23 protein-coding genes are annotated in these 20,972 nt (G+C 68.7%); 9 read left to right on the forward strand and 14 right to left on the reverse strand.

Going from position 1 to position 20,972, the window contains the following annotated elements; all coding sequences use genetic code 11:
- Positions 1–1,167, reverse strand: a 1,167-nt coding sequence (locus ACFTZB_RS25635; RefSeq protein ID WP_378435335.1) for a hypothetical protein, incomplete at its 3' end; no start/stop codon positions are given.
- A 57-nt stretch (positions 1,168–1,224) separates the two neighbouring features.
- Between ACFTZB_RS25635 and ACFTZB_RS25640 the strand changes: the two genes are divergently transcribed.
- The 7 genes from ACFTZB_RS25640 to ACFTZB_RS25670 all read left to right on the forward strand — a co-directional run bounded on the left by ACFTZB_RS25640 (position 1,225) and on the right by ACFTZB_RS25670 (position 8,492).
- Entirely contained in the window at positions 1,225–2,310 is a 1,086-nt protein-coding gene (locus tag ACFTZB_RS25640) for a hypothetical protein (protein WP_378435337.1), read from the forward strand.
- A gap of 269 nt (positions 2,311–2,579) precedes the next feature.
- Positions 2,580–3,539, forward strand: coding sequence for a carbohydrate ABC transporter permease (locus ACFTZB_RS25645; RefSeq protein WP_378435339.1), 960 nt, complete (start codon positions 2,580–2,582; stop codon positions 3,537–3,539).
- A gap of 5 nt (positions 3,540–3,544) precedes the next feature.
- Positions 3,545–4,426 carry a carbohydrate ABC transporter permease gene (locus ACFTZB_RS25650; protein WP_378435341.1) on the forward strand — a complete coding sequence of 294 codons (882 nt, stop codon included), beginning with the start codon at positions 3,545–3,547 and terminating at the stop codon, positions 4,424–4,426.
- A 26-nt stretch (positions 4,427–4,452) separates the two neighbouring features.
- A complete protein-coding gene (locus tag ACFTZB_RS25655) occupies positions 4,453–5,775 on the forward strand; it encodes an ABC transporter substrate-binding protein (protein ID WP_378435343.1) in 1,323 nt (440 codons plus the stop codon).
- Positions 5,776–5,802: 27 nt separating this feature from the next.
- A complete protein-coding gene (locus ACFTZB_RS25660; RefSeq protein ID WP_378435345.1) occupies positions 5,803–6,963 on the forward strand; it encodes an enolase C-terminal domain-like protein in 1,161 nt (386 codons plus the stop codon).
- A 72-nt stretch (positions 6,964–7,035) separates the two neighbouring features.
- Positions 7,036–7,833, forward strand: coding sequence for an IclR family transcriptional regulator (locus ACFTZB_RS25665; RefSeq protein ID WP_378435347.1), 798 nt, complete (start codon positions 7,036–7,038; stop codon positions 7,831–7,833).
- A gap of 152 nt (positions 7,834–7,985) precedes the next feature.
- Positions 7,986–8,492: a hypothetical protein gene (locus ACFTZB_RS25670; protein WP_378435349.1), complete on the forward strand. Its 507-nt coding sequence runs from the start codon at positions 7,986–7,988 to the stop codon at positions 8,490–8,492.
- Positions 8,493–8,511: 19 nt separating this feature from the next.
- Here ACFTZB_RS25670 and ACFTZB_RS25675 read toward each other — a convergent pair whose 3' ends face one another.
- The 12 genes from ACFTZB_RS25675 to ACFTZB_RS25730 form a co-directional block, all read right to left on the reverse strand.
- Entirely contained in the window at positions 8,512–9,189 is a 678-nt protein-coding gene (locus ACFTZB_RS25675; RefSeq protein WP_378435369.1) for a pyridoxal 5'-phosphate synthase, read from the reverse strand.
- A 39-nt stretch (positions 9,190–9,228) separates the two neighbouring features.
- Entirely contained in the window at positions 9,229–9,648 is a 420-nt protein-coding gene (locus tag ACFTZB_RS25680; RefSeq protein ID WP_378435351.1) for a VOC family protein, read from the reverse strand.
- Between the two features lie 40 nt (positions 9,649–9,688).
- Positions 9,689–10,165 (reverse strand): nuclear transport factor 2 family protein, encoded by a 477-nt coding sequence (locus ACFTZB_RS25685; protein ID WP_015889488.1) that lies wholly within the window; start codon positions 10,163–10,165, stop codon positions 9,689–9,691.
- 343 nt (positions 10,166–10,508) lie between these two features.
- A complete protein-coding gene (locus ACFTZB_RS25690) occupies positions 10,509–12,293 on the reverse strand; it encodes an ABC-F family ATP-binding cassette domain-containing protein (RefSeq protein WP_378435353.1) in 1,785 nt (594 codons plus the stop codon).
- A complete protein-coding gene (locus ACFTZB_RS25695; protein WP_378435355.1) occupies positions 12,293–13,228 on the reverse strand; it encodes a 4-(cytidine 5'-diphospho)-2-C-methyl-D-erythritol kinase in 936 nt (311 codons plus the stop codon). The genes ACFTZB_RS25690 and ACFTZB_RS25695 overlap by 1 nt, the downstream gene beginning before the upstream one ends.
- Positions 13,229–13,301: 73 nt before the next feature.
- Positions 13,302–13,955: an urease accessory protein UreD gene (locus ACFTZB_RS25700; protein WP_378435357.1), complete on the reverse strand. Its 654-nt coding sequence runs from the start codon at positions 13,953–13,955 to the stop codon at positions 13,302–13,304.
- A complete protein-coding gene (gene ureG / locus ACFTZB_RS25705) occupies positions 13,955–14,644 on the reverse strand; it encodes an urease accessory protein UreG (protein ID WP_378435359.1) in 690 nt (229 codons plus the stop codon). The genes ACFTZB_RS25700 and ureG overlap by 1 nt, the downstream gene beginning before the upstream one ends.
- Positions 14,645–14,675: 31 nt before the next feature.
- Positions 14,676–15,308 carry an urease accessory protein UreF gene (locus ACFTZB_RS25710; protein ID WP_378435361.1) on the reverse strand — a complete coding sequence of 211 codons (633 nt, stop codon included), beginning with the start codon at positions 15,306–15,308 and terminating at the stop codon, positions 14,676–14,678.
- Positions 15,308–17,029, reverse strand: coding sequence for an urease subunit alpha (locus ACFTZB_RS25715; RefSeq protein ID WP_378435363.1), 1,722 nt, complete (start codon positions 17,027–17,029; stop codon positions 15,308–15,310). Before ACFTZB_RS25715 ends, ACFTZB_RS25710 begins: the two co-directional genes overlap by 1 nt.
- Positions 17,026–17,340 carry an urease subunit beta gene (locus ACFTZB_RS25720; protein WP_378435371.1) on the reverse strand — a complete coding sequence of 105 codons (315 nt, stop codon included), beginning with the start codon at positions 17,338–17,340 and terminating at the stop codon, positions 17,026–17,028. The genes ACFTZB_RS25715 and ACFTZB_RS25720 overlap by 4 nt, the downstream gene beginning before the upstream one ends.
- 8 nt (positions 17,341–17,348) lie before the next feature.
- Positions 17,349–17,651 carry an urease subunit gamma gene (locus tag ACFTZB_RS25725; RefSeq protein ID WP_378435365.1) on the reverse strand — a complete coding sequence of 101 codons (303 nt, stop codon included), beginning with the start codon at positions 17,649–17,651 and terminating at the stop codon, positions 17,349–17,351.
- 194 nt (positions 17,652–17,845) lie between these two features.
- On the reverse strand, positions 17,846–18,688 hold the full coding sequence (locus ACFTZB_RS25730) for a YdcF family protein (RefSeq protein ID WP_378435373.1): 843 nt from the start codon (positions 18,686–18,688) through the stop codon (positions 17,846–17,848).
- 227 nt (positions 18,689–18,915) lie between these two features.
- Between ACFTZB_RS25730 and ACFTZB_RS25735 the strand changes: the two genes are divergently transcribed.
- Together ACFTZB_RS25735 and ACFTZB_RS25740 are read left to right on the forward strand one after the other, a co-directional pair.
- Positions 18,916–19,884: a helix-turn-helix transcriptional regulator gene (locus ACFTZB_RS25735; RefSeq protein WP_378435375.1), complete on the forward strand. Its 969-nt coding sequence runs from the start codon at positions 18,916–18,918 to the stop codon at positions 19,882–19,884.
- Positions 19,885–19,991: 107 nt separating this feature from the next.
- Positions 19,992–20,426, forward strand: coding sequence for a hypothetical protein (locus tag ACFTZB_RS25740; protein ID WP_378435367.1), 435 nt, complete (start codon positions 19,992–19,994; stop codon positions 20,424–20,426).
- Positions 20,427–20,525: 99 nt separating this feature from the next.
- Here ACFTZB_RS25740 and ACFTZB_RS25745 read toward each other — a convergent pair whose 3' ends face one another.
- Positions 20,526–20,729, reverse strand: a complete 204-nt coding sequence (locus ACFTZB_RS25745; RefSeq protein ID WP_005255446.1) for a cold-shock protein — start codon at positions 20,727–20,729, stop codon at positions 20,526–20,528.
- Positions 20,730–20,972: the final 243 nt, after the last annotated feature.

The raw sequence follows: 20,972 nt of genomic DNA on the forward strand, positions 1-20,972 counted from the left end.
GCGGATGATGCGCCCCAACGCGTCGAGTTGCGCCGCGTTGACCAACCCGAGGTGATAGAGGTGCAGCTCGTTCGCTCCGGCCGCGACGGTGGCCGCGACGTGGCCGCTCACATCGTCGAGGTTCTTTGGCGGCAACACCGACACGTAGGCCCCGACGTCGACGGCGTCACCGACGAGCTCCCGGGTCTGCGTGGTGACGGCGACGGTCTCCGCGGTTCCCGGCCAGGCGGAGACGAGCACGGCGTCGACGTCGTCCGCAGCGGCCGGCGTCAGCGCCGGCGAAGGCCCGGTCTTCCAGGGGTTCGGATGGCCGTGCAACGTGACGCGGGCCGACGGAACCTCGGCGCGCACGGCGCCGAGCACCGCACCCCGGAGGGCATCGGCATGCGCACGGCGCACGGACAGCACCGCCTCGGCCTCCGCCTCGTCGAGGACGTCGGTGATCGCGGCGTCCGGGGCGAGCGTGCCCGTGGTCAGCGCATCCACGCCTGCACACAGCTTCGCCGTCAGCTTGTCCGGATCGACGCCCCGATCCGCCCACAGCGCCCGCTCCCGTCCGGTGCAGCTGATCGACATCAGCGTGTCGCCGATTCCCGGATAGGCGCCATCGGTCTTCTCGTGCGGGCCGACGTGCGCGATGCCCAGTTGTCCGCACGCTTCGATCGACACACCGTGGAGGTCGACGCCGCGCACCGCCTCCGCGGCGAGGGTCCGGGCGTACCGGACGATGTCCGGGTGCCCGGGCGCGAGCGCGTAGGGGTAGCGGTCCCCGAAGCAGTTGACGACGGTGGCGTCCGGATGCGCATGCCCCAGAACGGTGCTGTGGGACAGCACGATCCAGGCGTTCACCTCGATGCCGGCATCGATCAGCATTCGCGCCGCATCGGCGAATGCATCGTCGGAACCGGCCCAGGTCGCCGCCCTGGCCGTGACGGTGTGGCCGTCCCAGGCGGCGGACCGGATGGGGCGGTACAGCGCGGCGTGGTGGGCGTCGACCACCTTGTGCGCCGGATGCAGCGGCGTTGCGGCGCGGGTCGAGTGGTAGCTCGCGGCGAGCGAGATCTCGGCGACCCCGAGGGCGCGCGCACGGTCGACGAAGTGCGGATCACCGAGCACGTCCCACGGATAGGCGTGCGCGACGATGCGATCGACGGTTCTTACGGACATGTGAAAACCCCTCGGCAGTTCGACAACATGATTCGGTAGACAAGACGGAGTTCACACATGGGAACACACCTTTCGCCCCACTGTCCACGATCGACCCCCTCCGACCGACACCGCGACGCCGTTCGCGACGTCCTCGGAGTGCCCGACGAACAGGCGGCGGCCACCCCCGACGTGCGGTACGGCAGGTCGTGGGCCCGAGACGGCGTCGCCGGTCGCGAACTCACGTGGGCGGCCGGTGACGACGGTCCGGACACCGCGGCCTGGCTCCTGCGCCCCGACCGGCCCGCCGACACCGCGGAGCGTCCCGCGGTCCTGCTGATGCACGCCCACGACGGCGTCAAGTTCTACGGCAAGGAGAAGGTGGCCGACGGCCCCGACGGCGTCCCACCGGCCGTCGCCGGACTCCGGGCACGCGGGTATGACGGCCTGGCCGTCGCAACGGGGCTGGTACAGGCGGGTTTCGTCGTACTCGTGCACGACGTCTTCCCCTGGGGCAGCAGGCGCGTGCCCTGGCCGGAACTACCGGACCGCGCCAGGTCGACGGGTTTCACCGCATGCCCGCCCGGGCCCGACACCCCCGAAGTTCGCCTGCGCCGATACGAGGCGGCGGCCCGCGAGCACGAGAACGGCCTCGCGAAGGCGGCGACCCTGACCGGCACCTCGCTCGCCGCCAAGGTCGTCGCCGAGGACCTGCGCGCGCTGAACGTCCTCCTCGCCACCGACGGCGTGGATCCGAACAGGGTGGCCGCGGCGGGATTCTCGGGCGGCGGGGCCCGCGTCGCACACCTGCTGGCGTGTTCGACGCGCCTGCGAGCAGGGGTGATCACCGCGATGATGAGCACTTTTGCCGACGTCGCGGACGGCAGGGCAGACGACACGACGTGGCTGATGATCACCCCGGGCCTGCCTGCGGTCTGCGACTGGCCGGAGGTCGCCGCATGCGCTGCGCCGCGGCCGCTGCTGGTTCAGTACGCGCGGGACGATGCGCACTTCGGCCCGCAGGGGATGCGGGACTCCGAGGGCCTGCTCCGGCGCGCGTACGGCGGGTCCGATGGGCTGACCACGCAGTGGTTCGCGGGCGGGCACCGGTTTTCGGCCGACATGCAGGCCGGGGCCGCCGACTGGATCCGGCGCAACGTCTAGCCGATCACGCTTGACAGGACCTTGTGACTGCCGTCATAGTGAGTTCGACAATTCACATAGAGAACGTGAGTTCACATACATGAACGATACGGATGCACCGCCACCGAAGCCCCGCACACACCGGGCTCACCGGGACGGCCGGAGGCCGCAGTCGTTTCCCCATCTCCTTCCCCGCTGACGCGCCACCCTCGGTGATCTCGCGTCAGCAGCAGTAGCCACAATCCCCTGACCCGCCGGCGCGACCGGCACCGAACCTCGGAGCGTGCACCATGGTCACCACCACCTCCCCCAGGCCAGGAGGGCGGACCGCGGCGGCGGCGCCGGCCTCTCCCGGTCGCATTCGCCGCAGACCGGCCTGGCGCAGAACCGCCGCCCCCTACATCCTGATCGCGCCGGTGGTCCTCCTGCTGGCGGTCTTCATCTTCTACCCGGTCGGCAGCGTCTTCTACTACAGCCTGCAGTACTACAATCCGACGACGCCGTGGGACAACGGTTTCGCCGGCCTCGACAACTTCCGGCTGATGTTCGCCGACTCCCTCTTCTGGACCAGCCTGGTCACCACCGCGAAATGGGTGGGATTTCAGGTCGTGTTCCAGCTGATCCTCGGCCTCGGGCTGGCCCTGCTGGTCAACGAGGTGTTCCGGGGCCGGGGCCTGGCCCGCGCCCTGGTGTTCTCCCCCTGGGCGGTCTCCGGCGTCCTCACCACCGGCATCTGGCTGCTGATCTACAACCCGTCCACGGGCCTGTTCAAACTTCTCGGAAACATGGGCATCGGAGACGGCACCGCCGCTCCCATCGCCGATCCGGACACCGCGTTCTGGGCGACGGGCGTCGCGGAACTGTGGCGCGGTGTTCCGTTCTTCGCCATTCTCATCCTGGCCGAGCTGCAGAGCGCCCCCAAGGACCTGTACGAGGCGGCCAACGTGGACGGCGCCAACCGCTGGCAGCGGTTCCGCTTCGTCACCCTCCCACACCTGAAGGCCGTCATCATCTTGTCGACGCTGCTGCGCGGTGTGTGGGAGTTCAACAACGTCGACCTGCTCTACACCCTCACGGCGGGCGGCCCCGCCGACGTCACCACGACGCTCCCGCTGTACGTCTCACAGCTCGCGACCACCGCCCAGGACTTCGGATACGGCTCGGCACTCACCACGGTCGCATTCGTGATCCTGCTGTTCTGCTCGATCCTCTACTTGCGCCTGAGCAAGTTCAACAGTGAGAAGGTCTGACCGCCGTGACCACCACCACCGATCGCCCCACCGTTGCGCTGCCCGAGCCGGACACCACAGGGAAGCTGCGGGCGCGCACGAAGAAGCCGCGCCTGTTCAGCGTCGGACTCCCGCTCGCCCTGTACCTGCTGTTCACGCTCGTGCCGTTCTACTGGATGATCGTGTTCGCGTTCCGGCCCGCCGGATCGAACTCGATGCTCCCCTGGCCCATCACGTTCGAGCACTTCGACACCGTGTGGAACACCCTCGGCTTCAGCTTCTTCTTCAAGAACAGCCTCATCGTCGCCGCGTTGTCGCTCGTCCTGACCACCTTCGTCGCGCTCGCCACCGGATACGCGTTGGCCCGCTTCAAGTTCCGCGCCAAGATCCCGTTGGTGATGGCACTGCTCTGCAGCCAGTTCGTGCCCGGAGCCATGCTGCTCATCCCGCTGTTCCAGGTGTTCCGCGAGATGAACCTCGTCAACAACCTGACGGGACTCATCGTCGCCGACACCGTGTTCCAGCTTCCGCTGGCCGCCATGCTCATGGCAGGTTTCATCGCGCAGATCCCGGTCGAACTCGAAGAAGCCGCGATGGTCGACGGCTGCTCACGCCTGCGCGCATTCCGCATCATCATGCTGCCGCTGCTGCGGCCCGGCCTGATCGCCGTCGGATCGTTCGCGTTCATCGGCAGCTGGAACAACTTCCTGTTCGGCCTGATGTTCATCAGCAGCCAGGAGAAGTTCACGCTGCCGGTCGGCCTCAGCTACACCATCGGCTCCTACAACGTCGACTTCGGAGTTCTCGCCGCGGGCGGTCTCATCGCCGCGGTACCGGTGGTCGCCGTCTTCGCCGTCATCCAGAAGTACCTCGTCCAGGGCCTGAGCGCCGGCGCCGTCAAGGGCTGATCATGACTTTCGAAAAGAGGATCCACATGAACCGGCGAACGCTCCTGCGCTCCACCCTGGTCGGGGCGGCGGCCACGCTCGTGCTCGCCTCCTGCAGTTCCGAGACCTCGCTGCCCGACGGCGCCCTCGGCGATCCGAACAACGCCCAGCTCACGTTCTGGGACAACAACGCCGGACCGGACCGCACTCCGCTGTACGAGGAGCTGATCCGCCGGTTCGAGGCCGCGAATCCCGGCATCGACATCCAATACGTGGGCCTTCCGTCGGACAGCGCCCAGCAGAAGTACCAGACCGCGCTCGCCGGCGGCTCGGCACCGGATCTCGGAATCGTCTCCACCGCCTACCTCGCCCCGCTCGTCGCCCAGGACGCGGTCATCTCACTCGACGACTTCATGGCGGCGTCACCCCAGCGCGACGAGTACGACGCCGGAATTCTCGAGTCGGCACGCGAATCCGGTGGTGGCGAGCATTTGTTCGGTCTCCCGTACACCAGCAACAACGCCACCCTCTGGTATCGCGCCGACTGGTTCGCCGAGGCCGGGATCGAACCGCCGGACACCTACGACGAGTTCTTCGACGCCGCGAAGGATCTGACCGACAAGGACAACGGCCGTTACGGATTCACCATTCGCGGCGGCGCCGGATCCATCTACCCGCTGCTGCAGTACATGTTCGCCAGCACCGGGATCGAGAGCTTCTTCGAGGAAGGCACGTCGACGCTGAACCGTCCCGAGATGGTCGACGCCATCGAACGCTTCGCCGCGCTCTACGATGTCGCCACCCCGACCGCAGACGTCAACAACGGCTTCCCGCAGATGGTCGCGAGCTTCGGCGGCGGATCCGTGGCGATGATGCAGCACAACCTCGGCTCGCTGAGCAACCACGAGAAGGCGCTCGGCGACAAGGCCGGCGCCGTGGCCCTGCCGCGTAACGAGGACGGAAAGCGCACCGTCATGACCGACCCGTTCCCGTCGTACACCGTGTTCAAGAGCAGCAAGCACCAGGCCGCGGCGTGGAAGTTCCTCGAGTTCATGACGTCCCAGGAATCACAGGCGTACTGGAACGAGAGAGTCGGGCAGATCCCGGTCAACAAGGCCGCCCGCTCCGCGCCGGAATTCGCGAGCATGCCGTCCGTGCAGGCCGCGCTCGCGGCACTCGACGACCCGAAAACCGTGCTGGTGACGCCGCCGGACTACCTGCCGGACTTCGGCAAGATCGTTCAGGTGCAGATGCTCGGCCAGTGGCAGAAGGTGCTCATCGGGCAGCTCAGCGCGCAGGACTTCGCCGACGACTTCGCCGAGAAACTCGACCGCTCCATGGCCAAGTACGTCGCCCGCCAGGGCAAATAAGACTTTTCGAAGAGAAAGCGAATCATCATGTCCAGCGTGATCACAGAAGTCGCCGTGCAGGTTTTCAAGACGGAGGCACGCACCTCGGTCGACTCGTACGGTCATCGCCATCCCGGCCCGTCCGTGCCGACGACCGGGGCGCTGCTGCGGATCACCGACTCCGACGGCGTCAGCGGGTACGTCCTGGGCAAGCCGAACTACCTGCGGCAGGACCAGGTGGAGCAGCATTTCCGGCCCGTCCTCATCGGCTCCGACCCGCTGGCGCGGGAGGCCGCGGACAAGAAGTGGGCGATCCGGCAGCGCACGCGGGCGGTCGAGCTTCCCGAACACACCTGCAGCTACCTGGATCAGGCGCTGTGGGATCTCGCGGGCAACAAGTTCGACACACCCGTGTGGAAATTGCTCGGCGGCGCGCGCACCGAGGTCAAGGCGTATGCGAGCACCATGTGCGGTGACGACATCGACGGCGGCCTCGCCACCCCGGAGGACTACGCGAACTTCGCCGTCGACCTGAAAAGGCGTGGCTACCAGGGCATCAAACTGCACACCTGGATGCCGCCGCTGCCGGGCGCCCCCAGCCTCAGCCGGGACATCGACGCGTGCGCCGCGGTCCGCGACGCCGTCGGCGAGGACTTCTCGCTGATGCTCGACGGGTACCACTGGTACTCACGCACCGACGCCCTGAGACTCGGGCGCGAACTGGACCGGCTGAAGTTCGATTGGTTCGAGGAGCCGATGGACGAGTTCTCGCTGCGCTCGTACAAGTGGCTCGCCGACCAGATCGACACACCGGTGATCGGACCCGAGACGACTCCGGGCAGGCACCGGTCCCGTGCCGACTGGATCGCGAACGACGCGTGCGACATCCTGCGCGTCGGGGCCATGAACGGCGGCGGCATCACCCCGGCCCTGAAGACGATGCACATGGCCGAGGGTTTCGGCCTCGACTGCGAGGTCCACGGCAACGGCGCCCCCAACCTGGCACTCGTCGGCGCCGCCAACAACGTCCAGTGGTACGAGCGCGGTCTTCTGCACCCGCACGTCGACTACGACTGGGTGCCGCCGCATCTGAAGTCCATCGTCGACCCCGTCGACGAGAACGGCATGGTGGCGATGCCACAGCGGCCGGGTCTCGGCGAGGACATCGATCTCGAGTACATCGCGGCCAACCTCGTCGCGGAGTACTGAGTGCGACCCCTCGCCGGCACCGGGCACGGGTCAGTAGGTGATATCGGGTTCAGAATGAGAGATAGTGTCTTCATGGTGACAGAAGACACGCGTGGGGCGGCCCCGGAATCCCAACCGGTCAAATCCGCCGAACGCACCATCCACATCCTCGAGACGCTCGCCGCGTCGCCGACCCGCATGAGCCTCGGCGAGCTGCAGGAAGCGTGCAAATATCCGCGGTCGAGTCTGCACGCCCTCCTGCGCACGCTCAAGGATCTGCGGTGGATCGAGGCGGACGAGTCCGGTTCCCGCTACGGCATCGGCACCCACGCGCTGCTCACCGGCACGTCGTATCTCGACAAGGATTCGGTCGTATCGAGGGCGGCGGCGGTACTCGAGGCGCTCCGGTCGGAGGTCAGCCACACCGTGCACTTCGCGCGGCGCGACGAGGAAAGCGTCATCTACCTCGCCAGCCGCGGGTCGAAGGTCGAGGTTCGGCGGATGCACCGCGTCGGCCGCAAACTGCCGTGCCACGTCACCGCGCTCGGGCAGGCCCTTCTCGCCGAACTCACCACCGGTGAGGTACGGGAGTTGCTTCCCGCGACACTCGAGCGGTACACCGACAACACCATCGTCGACCTCGACGACCTCGTCACCGAACTCGGCGAGGTCCGCAACCGAGGGTGGGCCCTCGAACGGGAACAGGGCACGGTCGGCGTGGTGTGCATCGCCACCGTGGTGCCCTACCGGATCCCCGCCACCGACGCCCTCAGTGTGTCCATGCCCGCCGAGGTCGCGTCGTACCCGGGTGAGCTGGAGCGGATCGCCGGCGTGCTGACGCGGCACGCGTCCGCATGGGCCCGGGAGTTGCGGGCAGAGGGGGTCCGCTGACAGAGCGGTGAGAGTCCGGGCGGCGGCAGGGCCGCGTCGTGAGGCGTCGAGGTGTGCGGCCCGCCGGACGCTGCTGGTAGCTTTCAGATCGAATCGAGCACACTGACGGGCTTTGCGCGGTACCCGTTTGGCCACGAGCAGGAAGCGAAACGATGGAGAACGGCATTTCCACGAACGGATCGGGCGGCAACGGGTCCGCGGGCACGAGCCCGGCGACGGGGTCCCCGTTCGCCGAACCGGGCACGGGCGGACTGACCGGCAGCAGCAACGGCAACGGCAAGTCCGCCACCAGCTCCGCCGAGACGTTCACCTTCCCGCTGCCGACGCGCAGCTCGGGTTCGCACAGCACCGAGGAGCCGGCCGCGGCCCCCGACACGACGGCGCCGCCCGAATCTCGTGGACGCACCGTCATGCGACGCAACGCGATGGGAGTGGCAGCCGTGCGAGTCGCGGGCCGTCTTGCACACACCGAGCTGCTCGAGGATCACCTCGCGTCGGCGAGCAGCCACTCCGCCGACCCGACCGTGGACGCCGACGAACTGCTGGCGCTGCTCGGCGAGTACCTCGTCGCAGCCGGGTTCGAACGCCCCGAGATCCACGCGAAGCTGAACGGCCAGTCGATCGTCGTCGACCTGCGCTCGCCCTCGACTGCGCGCTGACTCCTGCCGCCGGGCCCGGTCACGGCCACAGCACCTCACGGATCCACCGATCCGGTTCGCGGCGGTAGAGCCGGCGCACGTGCCTGCGTCCGGCGTCCGCCTGCCAGAACTCGACACTGTCCGGGACGATGCACCATGCCCGCCAGGTCTCCGACACGAAGTCGGGGTCGGCCTCGATGCGGGCCACCGCCGACGCGACCGCGCGTTCGTATTCGGCGGGATCGTCGAGCACCTCGCTCTGCCTGCTGGCGGCCGCCACGGCGCGGGCGGTGACCGACCGTTCGCGGAAGTCGCGTGCCGACAGTGCCGGCTCTCCCTCGATCACGGTGCCGCGCACCCGCACCTGCCTGCCCTGCTCGCGCCAGTAGAATGACAGTGCCGCAGCGGGATTCGCAGCAAGGTCGCGTCCCTTCGGCGAGCGGGTGTCACCCGAGAACCAGAAGCCCTGCTCCGTGACGTCCTTGAGGAGCAGGAAACGCGCGTCCGGATTGCCCTCGGCGTCGACCGTGGACAGCGCAGCGGCGTGCGGTTCCGGAACACCGGCTTCCGCGGCCTGCGCGATCCAGTCGAGGAACAGCGCCGTCGGTGAATCCGGCAGCGTGTCGACGGGCGCAGGCGTCGCACCGCCGAGTGCGGGCAGCGCGCGGATCCATGCGCGGGTGTCCGGAAACGACGAGCGGTCGGGTGCAGTCGGCATGTTCGGCATGTGCCGACACTAGCCGCGGGCCCGGATCGTTCAGTCGGACACGGCCGGATCGGCAGGCCCCACCAGCATCCAGCGATGCCCGAACGGGTCGATGAGGGTGGCGTTGCGGTGTCCGTGCCCCTCCGAGATCCAGCGTTCCACGGTGCCGCCGGCGTCGCGGGCACCCACCAGGACGGCGTCGGGGTCGTCGACGGACAACATCAGGCTCACGGACGTCGAACCGGACTCCGGCGCGGTCAGACCCATCTCGGGGAATTCCTCGGCGAGATAGATCATGCCGGTCGGCAACCGCAGTTCCGCATGACCGACCCGGCCGTCGTCCATGACGATCGGCTCACCCACGACGCGGGCGCCGAACACCTTGGAATACCACTCGATCGCCTCGACTCCGTGCCGCACCGTCAGGTACGGCAGCGCGCCGGGAACGGGGACTTCCGGCAACGTCGTCACCTCCCAGTGTCCGTGATGCACCCGCGTCCCAGTGTGCCCCTCAGGCGGACGCCGGAGGTTGCAACATCGCCCACTTGTTGGACGTGAGCCGGAAACTCGGGAAATCGGACAGCGCCGCAACCGATTCCCACGTGCGTTCGTACCCGGTGTGCGTGATCCGCCAGTTGCCGTCGGCGCACCGAAGGTAACGATCGTGGTAATAGGCGGACCCGCGCAGCAGCATGCCGTCCTCGGGAATCAGCGTGGTGTCCGCGAGAAACCACACGCCGACGGCGGTGTCACCGGTGACGGTGATTTCGGGTTGGCCGCACTGGTGCTCGGTGATGACGTGGGTCCCGAGGGTGTTCTCGAGGAAGGACACGAACGAGTCACGGGAGTCGAACGTGAGGTATTCGCTGTACGTCGCGGTGACGTCCGGGACCATCGTGTCGGCGAACTCCACCCACGACTTCGTGTCGAGTGCACGTGAGTAACGGTGCTTGAGCTGCTCGATCTGTTTGATCGCTTCGAGATCCATGACCCCCGCCTCCTGTGCAGCGACATGCAAACCCTGGACTGCAGATTAGTCCGAGAATCTGCAGGTTCGCGTTGGATTCCCCCGTTTTGCCCGGATCATGCATATTCAGGCCGTGATCCGGGACACGAAAAGGTTACGAAATGACTGCATGGCCTGCGCTTCAGCACACACCCCACACTACCTTAGGCAAGCCTCACCTGGCAGACGCGCGCCCCTGCGGGTGCAAGCCGAGCCGCGATTCTCGAATCCCTTTGCCGCACAGTAATTTCACAGACCAGTGCCGGCGCAGCGCGCAGGGGACGAGCCGCCGGCAGCGGGTGCTGCCGCTGCGGCTCCGACGGAGCTAGTCCAGCTCGGCGGCCAGCTCCATCCACTGTTCCTCGGTGGCTTCCTTCTCCGCGACGACCTGCTTGAGCTCGGCGTCGAGCTTCTGCAGCCTGTCCGGATCGGTGGCGGCCTCCGCCAGCTTCTCGTGCAGCGTCCGTTCCCGGTCGTCCAACTTCGCGACGGCGCGCTCGAGACGCGACAGTTCCTTGCGCGCGGCGCGCTCGGCCGCCCCGTCCCGCACCTGCTTCGGCGCGGACGCACCGGTCGCCGTCGACGCCACCGACGGTGCGCCCGTGTCGACCATCTTCGCCCGCCGGCGCAGGTAGTCCTCGATTCCGCCGGGCAGGTTGGTCAGCTTGCCGTCGCCGAACAACGCCCAGGTGGAGTCGCAGATGCGTTCGATCAGGTACCGGTCGTGACTGATGACGACCATCGTGCCCGCCCAGCCGTCGAGGATGTCCTCGAGTTGCTGCAGGGTGTCGATGTCGAGGTCGTTGGTCGGCTCGTCGAGCAGCAGGACGTTGGGCTCCGACATCAGCACCCGCGTCAGCTGCAGCCGGCGACGTTCGCCACCGGACAGGTCGCCGACCGGTGTGCGTTGCCGGGCGGGGGTGAAACCCAGCCGTTCGGCGAGCTGCCCGGCCGACACCTCCTTGTCGCCCAACGTGATCCGCTCGGCGACGTCCTTGACGGCCTCGAGCACCCGCATGTTCGTCGGCAGGTCGTCGAGTTCCTGACGGAGCCAGCCGATGTGCACCGTCTGCCCCTGGATGCGTTTGCCCGACGCAGGCGCGATCTCCCCGGCGAGCGTGCGCAGGAGCGTCGTCTTGCCGGAGCCGTTGACGCCGACCAGACCGACACGCTCACCCGGAGCCAACCGCCACGTGAGGTCGTCGACGAGTACCCGGCCGTCCGGCGTCTCCAGGCGCGCGTCCTCGAGTTCGATGACGACCCTGCCGAGCCTGCGCTGCGCGAACGACGCCAGCGCCACGTTGTCGCGGGGCGGCGGGACATCCGCGATCAACGCCTCGGCGGCCTCGATCCGGTACTTGGGCTTGGACGTGCGGGCGGGCGCGCCGCGCCGCAGCCAGGCCAGTTCCTTGCGGGCGAGGTTGCGGCGGCGTTCCTCGGACGCGTCGGCCTGCCGGGAGCGCTCCGCCCGGGCGAAGATCCAGTCGTTGTAGCCACCCTCGTAGCTTTCGACCCTGCCGCCCACCACTTCCCACGTGCGGTTGGCCACCGTGTCGAGGAACCACCGGTCGTGGGTCACGACCACCAGCGCACTGCGACGGCCGACGAGATGTTCCGCCAGCCACTGCACACCCTCGACGTCGAGGTGGTTGGTCGGCTCGTCGAGCACCAGCAGATCGAGGTCCTGGACGAGCGCGGCCGCCAGCGCGACGCGTCGCCGCTCGCCACCCGACAGTCCGTCGACCGACACCTCGAGCCCGAGGTTGTCGATGCCGATGCCGGCCAGGATCGACCGGATGCGGGCGTCGCCCGCCCACTCGTGGTCGGCAACCCCGAGAGGTCCGAGCACCACGTCGCCGACGCTCGAGCCGGGCGGCAGGACGCCGCGCTGGGTCACGACCGCCATGCGCAGGCCGCCGACCCGGCTGACACGTCCCGAATCGGGCGACTCCACACCGGCGAGCACCTCGAGCATGGTGGTCTTGCCACCGCCGTTGAGGCCGACGACGCCGATGCGCTCGCCTTCCTGCACTCCGAGGGATACCGAATCGAGCAGCGGCTTGATGCCGAAGGACTTCGATACCTGCTCGAGATTGATCAGATTCGCCATCAGTGCGATCCCTCCGCCGCGTCGTTGATTATTCGGGCGCCCGGTACGGGTCCGCTGGCGACTCGCACCGTGCGACACACCCCCGCACCTGCGAGTTCTGCGCTGACCCGGACCGCGGCATCCGCGTCAGCACATAGAAAGGCACAGGTCGGGCCGGACCCGGAGACGATGCCGGCCAGGGCGCCCGCCGCGACCCCGGCACGCAGCGTCCGCCGCAGTCCCGGATTCAGCGACAGCGCGGCAGCCTGCAGGTCGTTGCCCAGCAACGGGGCCAGCGTCGCCGCGTCACCCGTCGTGAGAGCGTGCATCAGCTCTTCGGGTCCGCCGAGTCGCGGCGGATTCCCGTCGGCACGCAGCCGGTCCAGTTCCCGGAACACGGTCGGGGTGCTCAAGCCGCCCTTCGCGAGCGCGAGCACCCAGTGGAACGAGCTGCGGGAGAGCACCGGTAGCAGCCGCTCGCCGCGTCCCGTCCCGACCGCCGTGCCGCCGTGAAGGGAGAACGGCACGTCGCTGCCGAGTTTCGCGGCGAACCCGTCGAGTTCCTCCCGCGACAGGTCGAGCTGCCACAGCGCGTTCAGACCGACCAGCGTCGCCGCGGCGTCGGCGCTGCCGCCGGCCATCCCGCCCGCCACCGGGATGCCCTTGTCGATGGCGATCTCGACGTCCGGACGCCGCCCCGACTCGGCGGCGAGCATCTCGGCGGCCTGCCACACGAGGTTGCCGCTGTCGGTGGGCACGACGCGGGCGTCCTCACCGCGGACCGTCACCGACAGCGTCTCCGCCGGGACCACGGACACCGTGTCGCCGAGCGAGAGAGCCTGGAACACCGTCTTCAGCTCGTGATAGCCGTCGTCGCGCAGGTCCCCGACGGCCAGATGCAGATTGACCTTGGACGGGGCCCGGACGACGACGGGGCGAGGAACGACGGAAAGCACAAGGGTAGAGCTTAGGCGCTCCCGGTACGGGTGCGGAAATGCGCACCATCACGCACTTTGCCGCTCACCTGCGTCACAGGTGCGGGCCGAGCCGGGTGGTGAGGCTGCCGCCGCGGGCCAGCGGCAGACGCGTCCGCGCCGACCGGATGTCACCCGTCACTTCGGCGGGCCGGTCGTCCGGGTACCGCAGTTCACTGGTCACGGCCGCCGGACCGTCCAGCACGTCGTGCGAGACGGTGCCGACGCCGATTTCCAGTTGGTGCCGGAGCAGCGGCAGGTCGCCGAGATCGGCGTTGGTGACGCCGACCCAGCGTCCCGCCCTCTCCCCCGCCCGCCCGATCTGCACCCGTTCACGCAGCAGCACCGTTGCCGACTCGGCGAGGGTCACCGTCGTCTCGACGCGATGCTCCGCGCCGCCCGCGATCACCGTGGGTTCCAGCGCGCAGTCGAGCACCGCGTCGTCCCCGACCTCCACCGACCACCGCGCCGTGGACAGCACCCGACCGCGGCCGGGCAGCGCCAGGGACGCCGCGACGCTGCGCAGCGTCAGCCGGGCACCCGGCAGCACCCGGACGGCGATGTCCCAGTGGTCGCCGCCGAGCGGGGTCGCGGCGGTGCCGATCACGTGGACCGTGTCGCGGCCGGTGATCCGGGCCGCCAGTCCCCCGGCCGCGGAGATCCGCGGACTGCGATCAGGGGACGCGAGGATCGTCAGTTCGGTGCGCACTACGGGTGCACGGCGGCGAGCGTGCGCACCTGCTCCCGCACCCATGCCAGCGCCGGTCCGGACGACGGGTCCTCCGTCAGCGAGATCAGCGCCGTGGGCCTGCCCTCGCGCACCCGCTCGGCGTCGCGGCGCATCACCCCGAGATCGGCTCCGACCATCGGAGCGAGGTCGGTCTTGTTGATCACGAGCAGATCGGAGAACGTCACACCGGGACCGCCCTTGCGGGGCACCTTGTCACCGCCGGCGACGTCGACGACGAAGATCTGCACGTCGATCAGGCCCGAGGAGAACGTCGCGGTGAGATTGTCGCCGCCCGACTCCACCAGGATCAGATCGAGCGGCGGGTTGGCCGCGATCAGGTCGTCGATGGCGTCGAGGTTGGCGGTGATGTCGTCGCGGATCGCCGTGTGGGGGCAGCCACCGGTCTGTACGGCGGCGATGCGTTCGTCCGGCAGCACGGCATTGCGGCGCAGGAAGTCCGCGTCCTCGGTGGTGTAGATGTCGTTGGTCAGCACGGCCAGCGACAACTCCTCGCGCAGTTGCCTGCAGAGCGCGGCGACGAGCGCGGTCTTGCCCGACCCGACCGGACCGCCGATCCCGATGCGGACCGGCTCCCCCGCCACCCGGACCCGCCGGGGACGGTCGTGGTGGTGGTCGTGCGGTTCACCGTCGATGAAATGTGGTGGCATGGTTGATTTCTCCTTACTGGGTACAGCGGTGTCACGACACGAACAGGGGGCGGTCCCGCAGAACGTGCCGCTCGGCGACGACGTCCAGGAACGGGTCGGACACGCTCGACAGTCCGGTCACGCATTGGTCGGCGACGTCGTCGCACAGGTCGGCCAGCGCGAACGTGCACGCGGCGACCTGCGCGGGATCGAGCGCGAGCAGACGCTGCGCGGCGATCGCGGACCCGGTCATGGTGGTGTACACGAAGACCAGCGCCGCCTCCCGCGGTCCGATCCCGGTGACGGCTCCGACCACCCCCGACACCACCGGCAGGTGCGGGCGCGGTCCGAGTGGCGACCAGTCGTTTTCGGGCCACGTGGTGCGAGCCAGCCGCAGCAGGCCTCGCCCCTGCGCCCGCGAGGACGAACGCGCCGCCGGGGACGGGGTGCGCGCGTCCATCTCGGCGTCGGCGCGTTCGGCGGTGAGCCCGCCCGCGCACACCGCCGCGGTGACCGATCCCCCGACGAGCCCGGCGGTCCGGATCCGTCGCCGCAGGAACGCTTCCGTCGTGGCGACGTCGCGGACCACACCGCCGGCGACGGCCTCCTCGATGCCGCCCGAATGCACGTGACCGCCCGTGGGCAGCCGCGAATCGGCGAGGGACATCAGGTGAGCGAGGCGCATCAGAACAGGAAGTATCGCTGGGCCATCGGCAGTTCCGCCGCCGGCTGCTCTTCCCACACCTCGCCGTCGATGCGGACCGTGAACGTGTCGGGGTCCACCTCGATCCGCGGCTGCGCGTCGTTGCGCGGCATGTCGGCCTTGCCCCGCGACCGCACGTTCGCGACCGGCACCAGTCGCCGGTCGAGGTCCAGCCGATCGGCCAGTCCGTCCTCGAGGGCGTGCGGCGCGACGAAGTGCACGGACGTGGCGGCCGCGGCTTTGGGGGCCGCCCCGAACATCGGACGCGGCAGCACCGGTTGCGGAGTCGGTATGGACGCGTTGGCATCGCCCATCGCGGCCCACGCGATCATGCCGCCCTTGATCACCGCGTGCGGCCGCACACCGAAGAACGCCGGATCCCACAGCACCAGGTCGGCGAGTTTGCCGACCTCGACCGACCCGATCTCGGCCTCGAGTCCGTGCGCGACGGCCGGGCAGATCGTGTATTTCGCCACGTAGCGCTGGACGCGCTGGTTGTCGGCGCCTGCGTCGCCGGGCAGGAAACCCCGCCGGCGTTTCATCACGTGCGCCGTCTGCCAGGTGCGCAGCACCACCTCGCCGATCCGTCCCATGGCCTGCGAGTCACTGCCGATCATGGAGATGGCGCCGAGGTCGTGCAGCAGATCCTCCGCGGCGATCGTGGACGGCCGGATCCGGCTCTCCGCGAACGCCAGATCCTCCGGGATCTTCGGGCTCAGATGGTGGCACACCATGAGCATGTCGAGATGCTCGTCGAGGGTGTTCACCGTGTGCGGCCGAGTCGGATTGGTCGAACTCGGCAGCACGTTCGGGTGCGCGGCCACCGTGATGATGTCCGGTGCGTGGCCGCCGCCCGCGCCCTCCGTGTGATAGGCGTGGATCGCACGTCCGGCGATCGCCGCGATCGTGTCCTCGACGAAACCGGCCTCGTTCAACGTGTCCGAGTGGAGCGCCACCTGCACCCCCGCGGCGTCTGCCACGGTGAGGCACGCGTCGATGGCCGCCGGTGTCGAACCCCAGTCCTCGTGCAGCTTGAACCCGGAGACCCCGCCGCGCAACTGCTCCCACATCGACTCGGAGTTGACCGTGTTGCCCTTGCCGAGCAGGGCGATGTTCATCGGCCAGCCGTCGAGCGCCTCGAGCATCCGGGCGGTGTGCCACGAACCGGGGGTGACGGTGGTGGCCTTGCTGCCCTCGGCGGGGCCGGTACCGCCGCCGATCATCGTCGTGATGCCGCCGCCCAGCGCCTCGTCCATGATCTGCGGGCAGATGAAGTGCACGTGGCAGTCGATACCGCCTGCGGTGAGGATCTTGCCGTTCCCGGCGATGATCTCGGTCGACGGACCCACCACCAGATCGGGATGCACCCCCGACATCGTGTCGGGGTTGCCCGCCTTGCCGAGCGCCACGATGCGCCCGCCCCGAATACCGACGTCCGCCTTGATGATCCCCCAGTGGTCGACGACCACCACGCCGGTGATCACCGTGTCGGGCGCGCCCTCGGCGCGGGTGGCGCGGCCCTGGCCCATGGACTCGCGCAACACTTTTCCGCCACCGAACACCGCTTCGTCGCCGGCCAGTCCCGGTCCGCCACTGCGGTCCTCGGTGATCTCGATCAGAAGGTCGGTGTCGGCGAGCCGGATGCGGTCGCCGGTCGTGGGACCGAACAACTCGGCGTACCGTGCGCGGCTGAGATCGGTCACGACGCGTCCAGCCTTCCGGGAGGAGTGAGGCTCAACCCGTGCACTTCCCGGGTTCCGCGCAGCGGCACGAGTGAAACCGTCTGCGCGATACCAGGTTCGAAACGCACCGCGGTGCCCGCCGGAATGTCCAGCCGCAGGCCGTGGGCGGCGGAACGGTCGAACTGCAGGGCACGGTTGGCCTGCGGAAAATGGACGTGGCTCCCGACCTGCACCGGCCGGTCACCGGTGTTGACCACCTCGAGTTCCGTGCGGGGAGAACCCTCGTTGAGCTCGATCACACCCTCGGCGCAGAAGACTTCACCTGGAATCACGGTCACCCCTACACGATCGGATCGTGGACGGTGACGAGTTTCGTGCCGTCCGGGAACGTGGCCTCCACCTGCACGTCGTGCAGCATCTCCGGGACACCCTCCATCACGTCGGCGCGGGTGAGCACCTCCCGGCCGGAGCCCATCAATTCCGCCACCGACCGGCCGTCGCGGGCCCCCTCGAGGATGTGATCCGTGATGAGAGCCACGGCCTCCGGGTGGTTCAGCACGAGTCCGCGTTGCCGGCGCCTCCGCGCGAGTTCCGCGGCGTAGCTCAGGAGCAGACGCTCCTGCTCGTGGGGCGACAAGCGCATGTGTCCTCCTGCGGTCGGTGCGTCGCAATACTGCCACGAACTACACCCCGCCACCGCCCACGCCCGCAGCGGCCGCCGTCCTCACCCCGCCGTTCTCACCCCGGAAACACGCGTGACACGAACCCGTCACAGCGCCGCCCTAACGTCTCCCCATGACCGTTCCCCCCGCCGCCCGACGCCGACGCGTCGTCACGTCAATAGCTGGCGGGGATGCCGAAGACCCTGATCGCGTCGCGGTACATGCCGAGTTGCTGGTCCTTCGTCAGCGGCATGAACTCGGCGATCAGCTGACCGGCGCTGGTGATCGCGCTCATCGCCCCGACCACCGGCAGTCCGGCGACGTTGAAATCGACCGTTGCCCTGCGGATGTGGTTGGCCGACGTCACGAGGATCGCGCCGCCCGCGCCGAGTGAACGGGCGAGCGGAACCGAGTTGAGGGCGTTGCCCACCGTCGATCCGGCACGATGCTCGGGGTGGATGCGCTGCGCAGGCACACCGTGCGCCTGCAACCATCCCTGCATCGCGGCCGCCTCCGTGACGCCGTTCTGCGGGTTGCCGCCGGTGACGATGATCGGCGACATCGGCGAGACCCACGACTGGACCATCGCGGCCTGCAGGCGGTTGACCAATTCCGGCCGCATCGTGCCGTCGGGGAGCAGACCGAACCCGAGGACGATGATCGCGGTGGACGGCCCCTGGATGGCCGGTAGCGGATTGGGTGGCGTGAACGACGCGATCCTGATCGCGTTCAGCATCCCGTCGACGCCTGCGCGCATACCGCCGTCCGCCGCGCCCAGCCGGGCGAGCGCGGCCTCACGGGTGATCAGATCGCCCGCGGCGTCGGCGTAGATGGCCTGCAACGCCAGCGCGTTCGTGTCGCCGGGCTCTCCGGCGACGGCGCCGCCGATGTCCGCGAGGGCACCGCGGGTGTCCCCCGCGGCGAATCTGCCCTGTGCGCTGTTGAAGAGGTCGGCCGCCGAGGCGGACGCCGTGGCGGTGGTCGAGACCGCCAGTGCCAGGCAGAAGGCGGTGGTCATGACTGCGGCGAGCAGCGCCTTGACCGCCGAAGTGATGGGTCGAGCACGGAAGTGCGTCACGCTGAGACCTTTCCGTCGGATTTTCACGAAGTACTGATGCGATGGTCCGTGGAGCGTCGGCGCCAGTGTAGTGACACTCGTGGGGCTGGTGGGAAAATCGTTACTTACCGTTATCTCCCGCCGATAGAGGACAGAAGATGTCCTCTATCGATGGCATCCTGAGGTGCATGCGGGAAACCTCGGCACGACTCCTCCGGCTGCTCTCCCTGCTCCAGACCCGAAAGGACTGGTCCGGGGCAGAACTCGCCGACCGGCTCGGCATCACTCCGCGCACCGTCCGGCGAGACGTGGAGAAACTCCGCGACCTCGGCTACCCGGTCGACGCGACGGTCGGGGTCGGCGGCGGGTACCAACTCGGCGCCGGCGCGGAAATGCCGCCCCTGCTGCTCGACGACGAGGAGGTACTGGCCGTCGCGCTCGGCCTCCAATCCGGCGCCACCGGCTCCGTGGTCGGCATCGGCGAGGCGTCGATGCGAGCACTCACCAAACTCCGGCAGGTGATGCCGTCCCGCCTGCGGCACCGCCTCGAGGCGCTGCAGGTCGACGTCGTCCACCGCGAGCCCGCGAAGAGCGCCGTCGACGCGCAGGTCCTGTCGGCCGTCGCGTCGGTGTGCCACAACCACGAACGACTCCGCTTCGACTACCGCACCCACGACGGCACCGAGAGCCGCCGCGAAGTGGAGCCGTACCGGCTCGTGCGGTCCGGACTGCGCTGGTACCTCGTCGCCTGGGACCTCGCCCGCGCCGACTGGCGGTCGTTCCGGGTGGACCGCCTGACACCCAAGATCCCGACGGGACCACGGTTCACGCCCCGCGAACTGCCGCCCGGCGGCGCCGCCGAGTTCGTGGCACGCGGAATCAACCGGGCCGTCACCCGGATCCGCGCACGAGTGCTGCTGCACGCGTCGATCGACGAGATGGCAGCCCTCGTGCACGAAGACTGGGGAACTCTCGAAGAAATGCCCGACGGACAATGCGCGGTCGCGCTCGGCGGCGACTCCGTGCCGTCGATAGCCAACTGGCTCAGCGCATTCGGCGTCGACTTCACCGTCCTCGACCCCCCTGAGCTGCGCGAAGAGTGCCGACGGGTGGGTGAGCGTCACCGCCTCTTCGCCGACCGCTACGGTAACGCCTGACCGAGACGCCGTTCAGCCGTCACCGCGGACCGAAAATCCCGTGGAACCGAACGGTCCTGCGCGGCGTCCAACCAGGTGACGACAACGAAAGGTCGGGGTAGTCGGGGATGCAGCACACGATTGTCGAGGAGGGGCGCGCGCGGGCGCCTGCGGGGGCGGGAACAGTCGGGAAGGTGCTTGTCGGGGGCCATCTGGCACTCGGGGGCGCCACCGTGGTGATCATGGCGTTCTCGTTGGCGTTCGTGTGCACACTGGACAACGGAGCGCAGCCGTGGACGTGGCCGGGCAGGTATTCTGCGGCCTGGTTCGTCGCCGCCGCCATCGTCGCCACCACACTGTGGGCGCTCTTCGTGACGGGAACGGTGGTCTTCTCGTCGAGGCCCCGGCGGGCACTCGGAACGGCCACGTTCTTCGTCGCCGCCGCCCTCGGAGCCGCTGCGGTGATCGGGCTGTTCGGGCCGTCGGAGAGTTCGGCGCTGCAACTCTGGCTGGTCTGCGCCATGAATCTCGGGTACCAGGCCGCCCACCTCAGATCGGCCTAGCAGCGACAGCGTGTGAAGACGAGACAAGGCCCCACTCCGTGACGAGTGGGGCCTTGCTCGAACGTCATGTCCCGGCGAACCGGGAAGTCATGGCCGTTCTCAGATCAGGGTGACGCCGGTGGCCTGCGGGCCCTTGTTGCCCTGGCCGATCTCGAACGAAACACGCTGATTCTCCTCGAGCGTGCGGAAGCCGCCGCTCTGGATCTCCGAGTAGTGGACGAACACGTCAGCGCTGCCGTCCTCGGGGGCGATGAAGCCGAACCCCTTCTCGGAGTTGAACCACTTCACGATGCCCTCTGCCATGTAAATCTCCTCTAACACAGTAACTTCTTCAGGCAACCGGCTCGGTTACCAGGGTCATTGACACGACCGTCTACGACAATTCCTGTGGAGGACGTCCAAACGCTCGCAACCATCGATTTGCGAGCGTGGGAAACACAAACACAAAACTTACGACCTCCAATAGTGAACCACACATCCGGTCGGTTGTCTCCCCCAGGGTGCGGTTCCCACCCGTGAGTACTTGTTAACCGCCCGCGGTTAACA

The organism is Rhodococcus sp. NPDC057014 (assembly GCF_042673295.1).
Taxonomy (GTDB): Bacteria; Actinomycetota; Actinomycetes; order Mycobacteriales; family Mycobacteriaceae; genus Rhodococcus_F.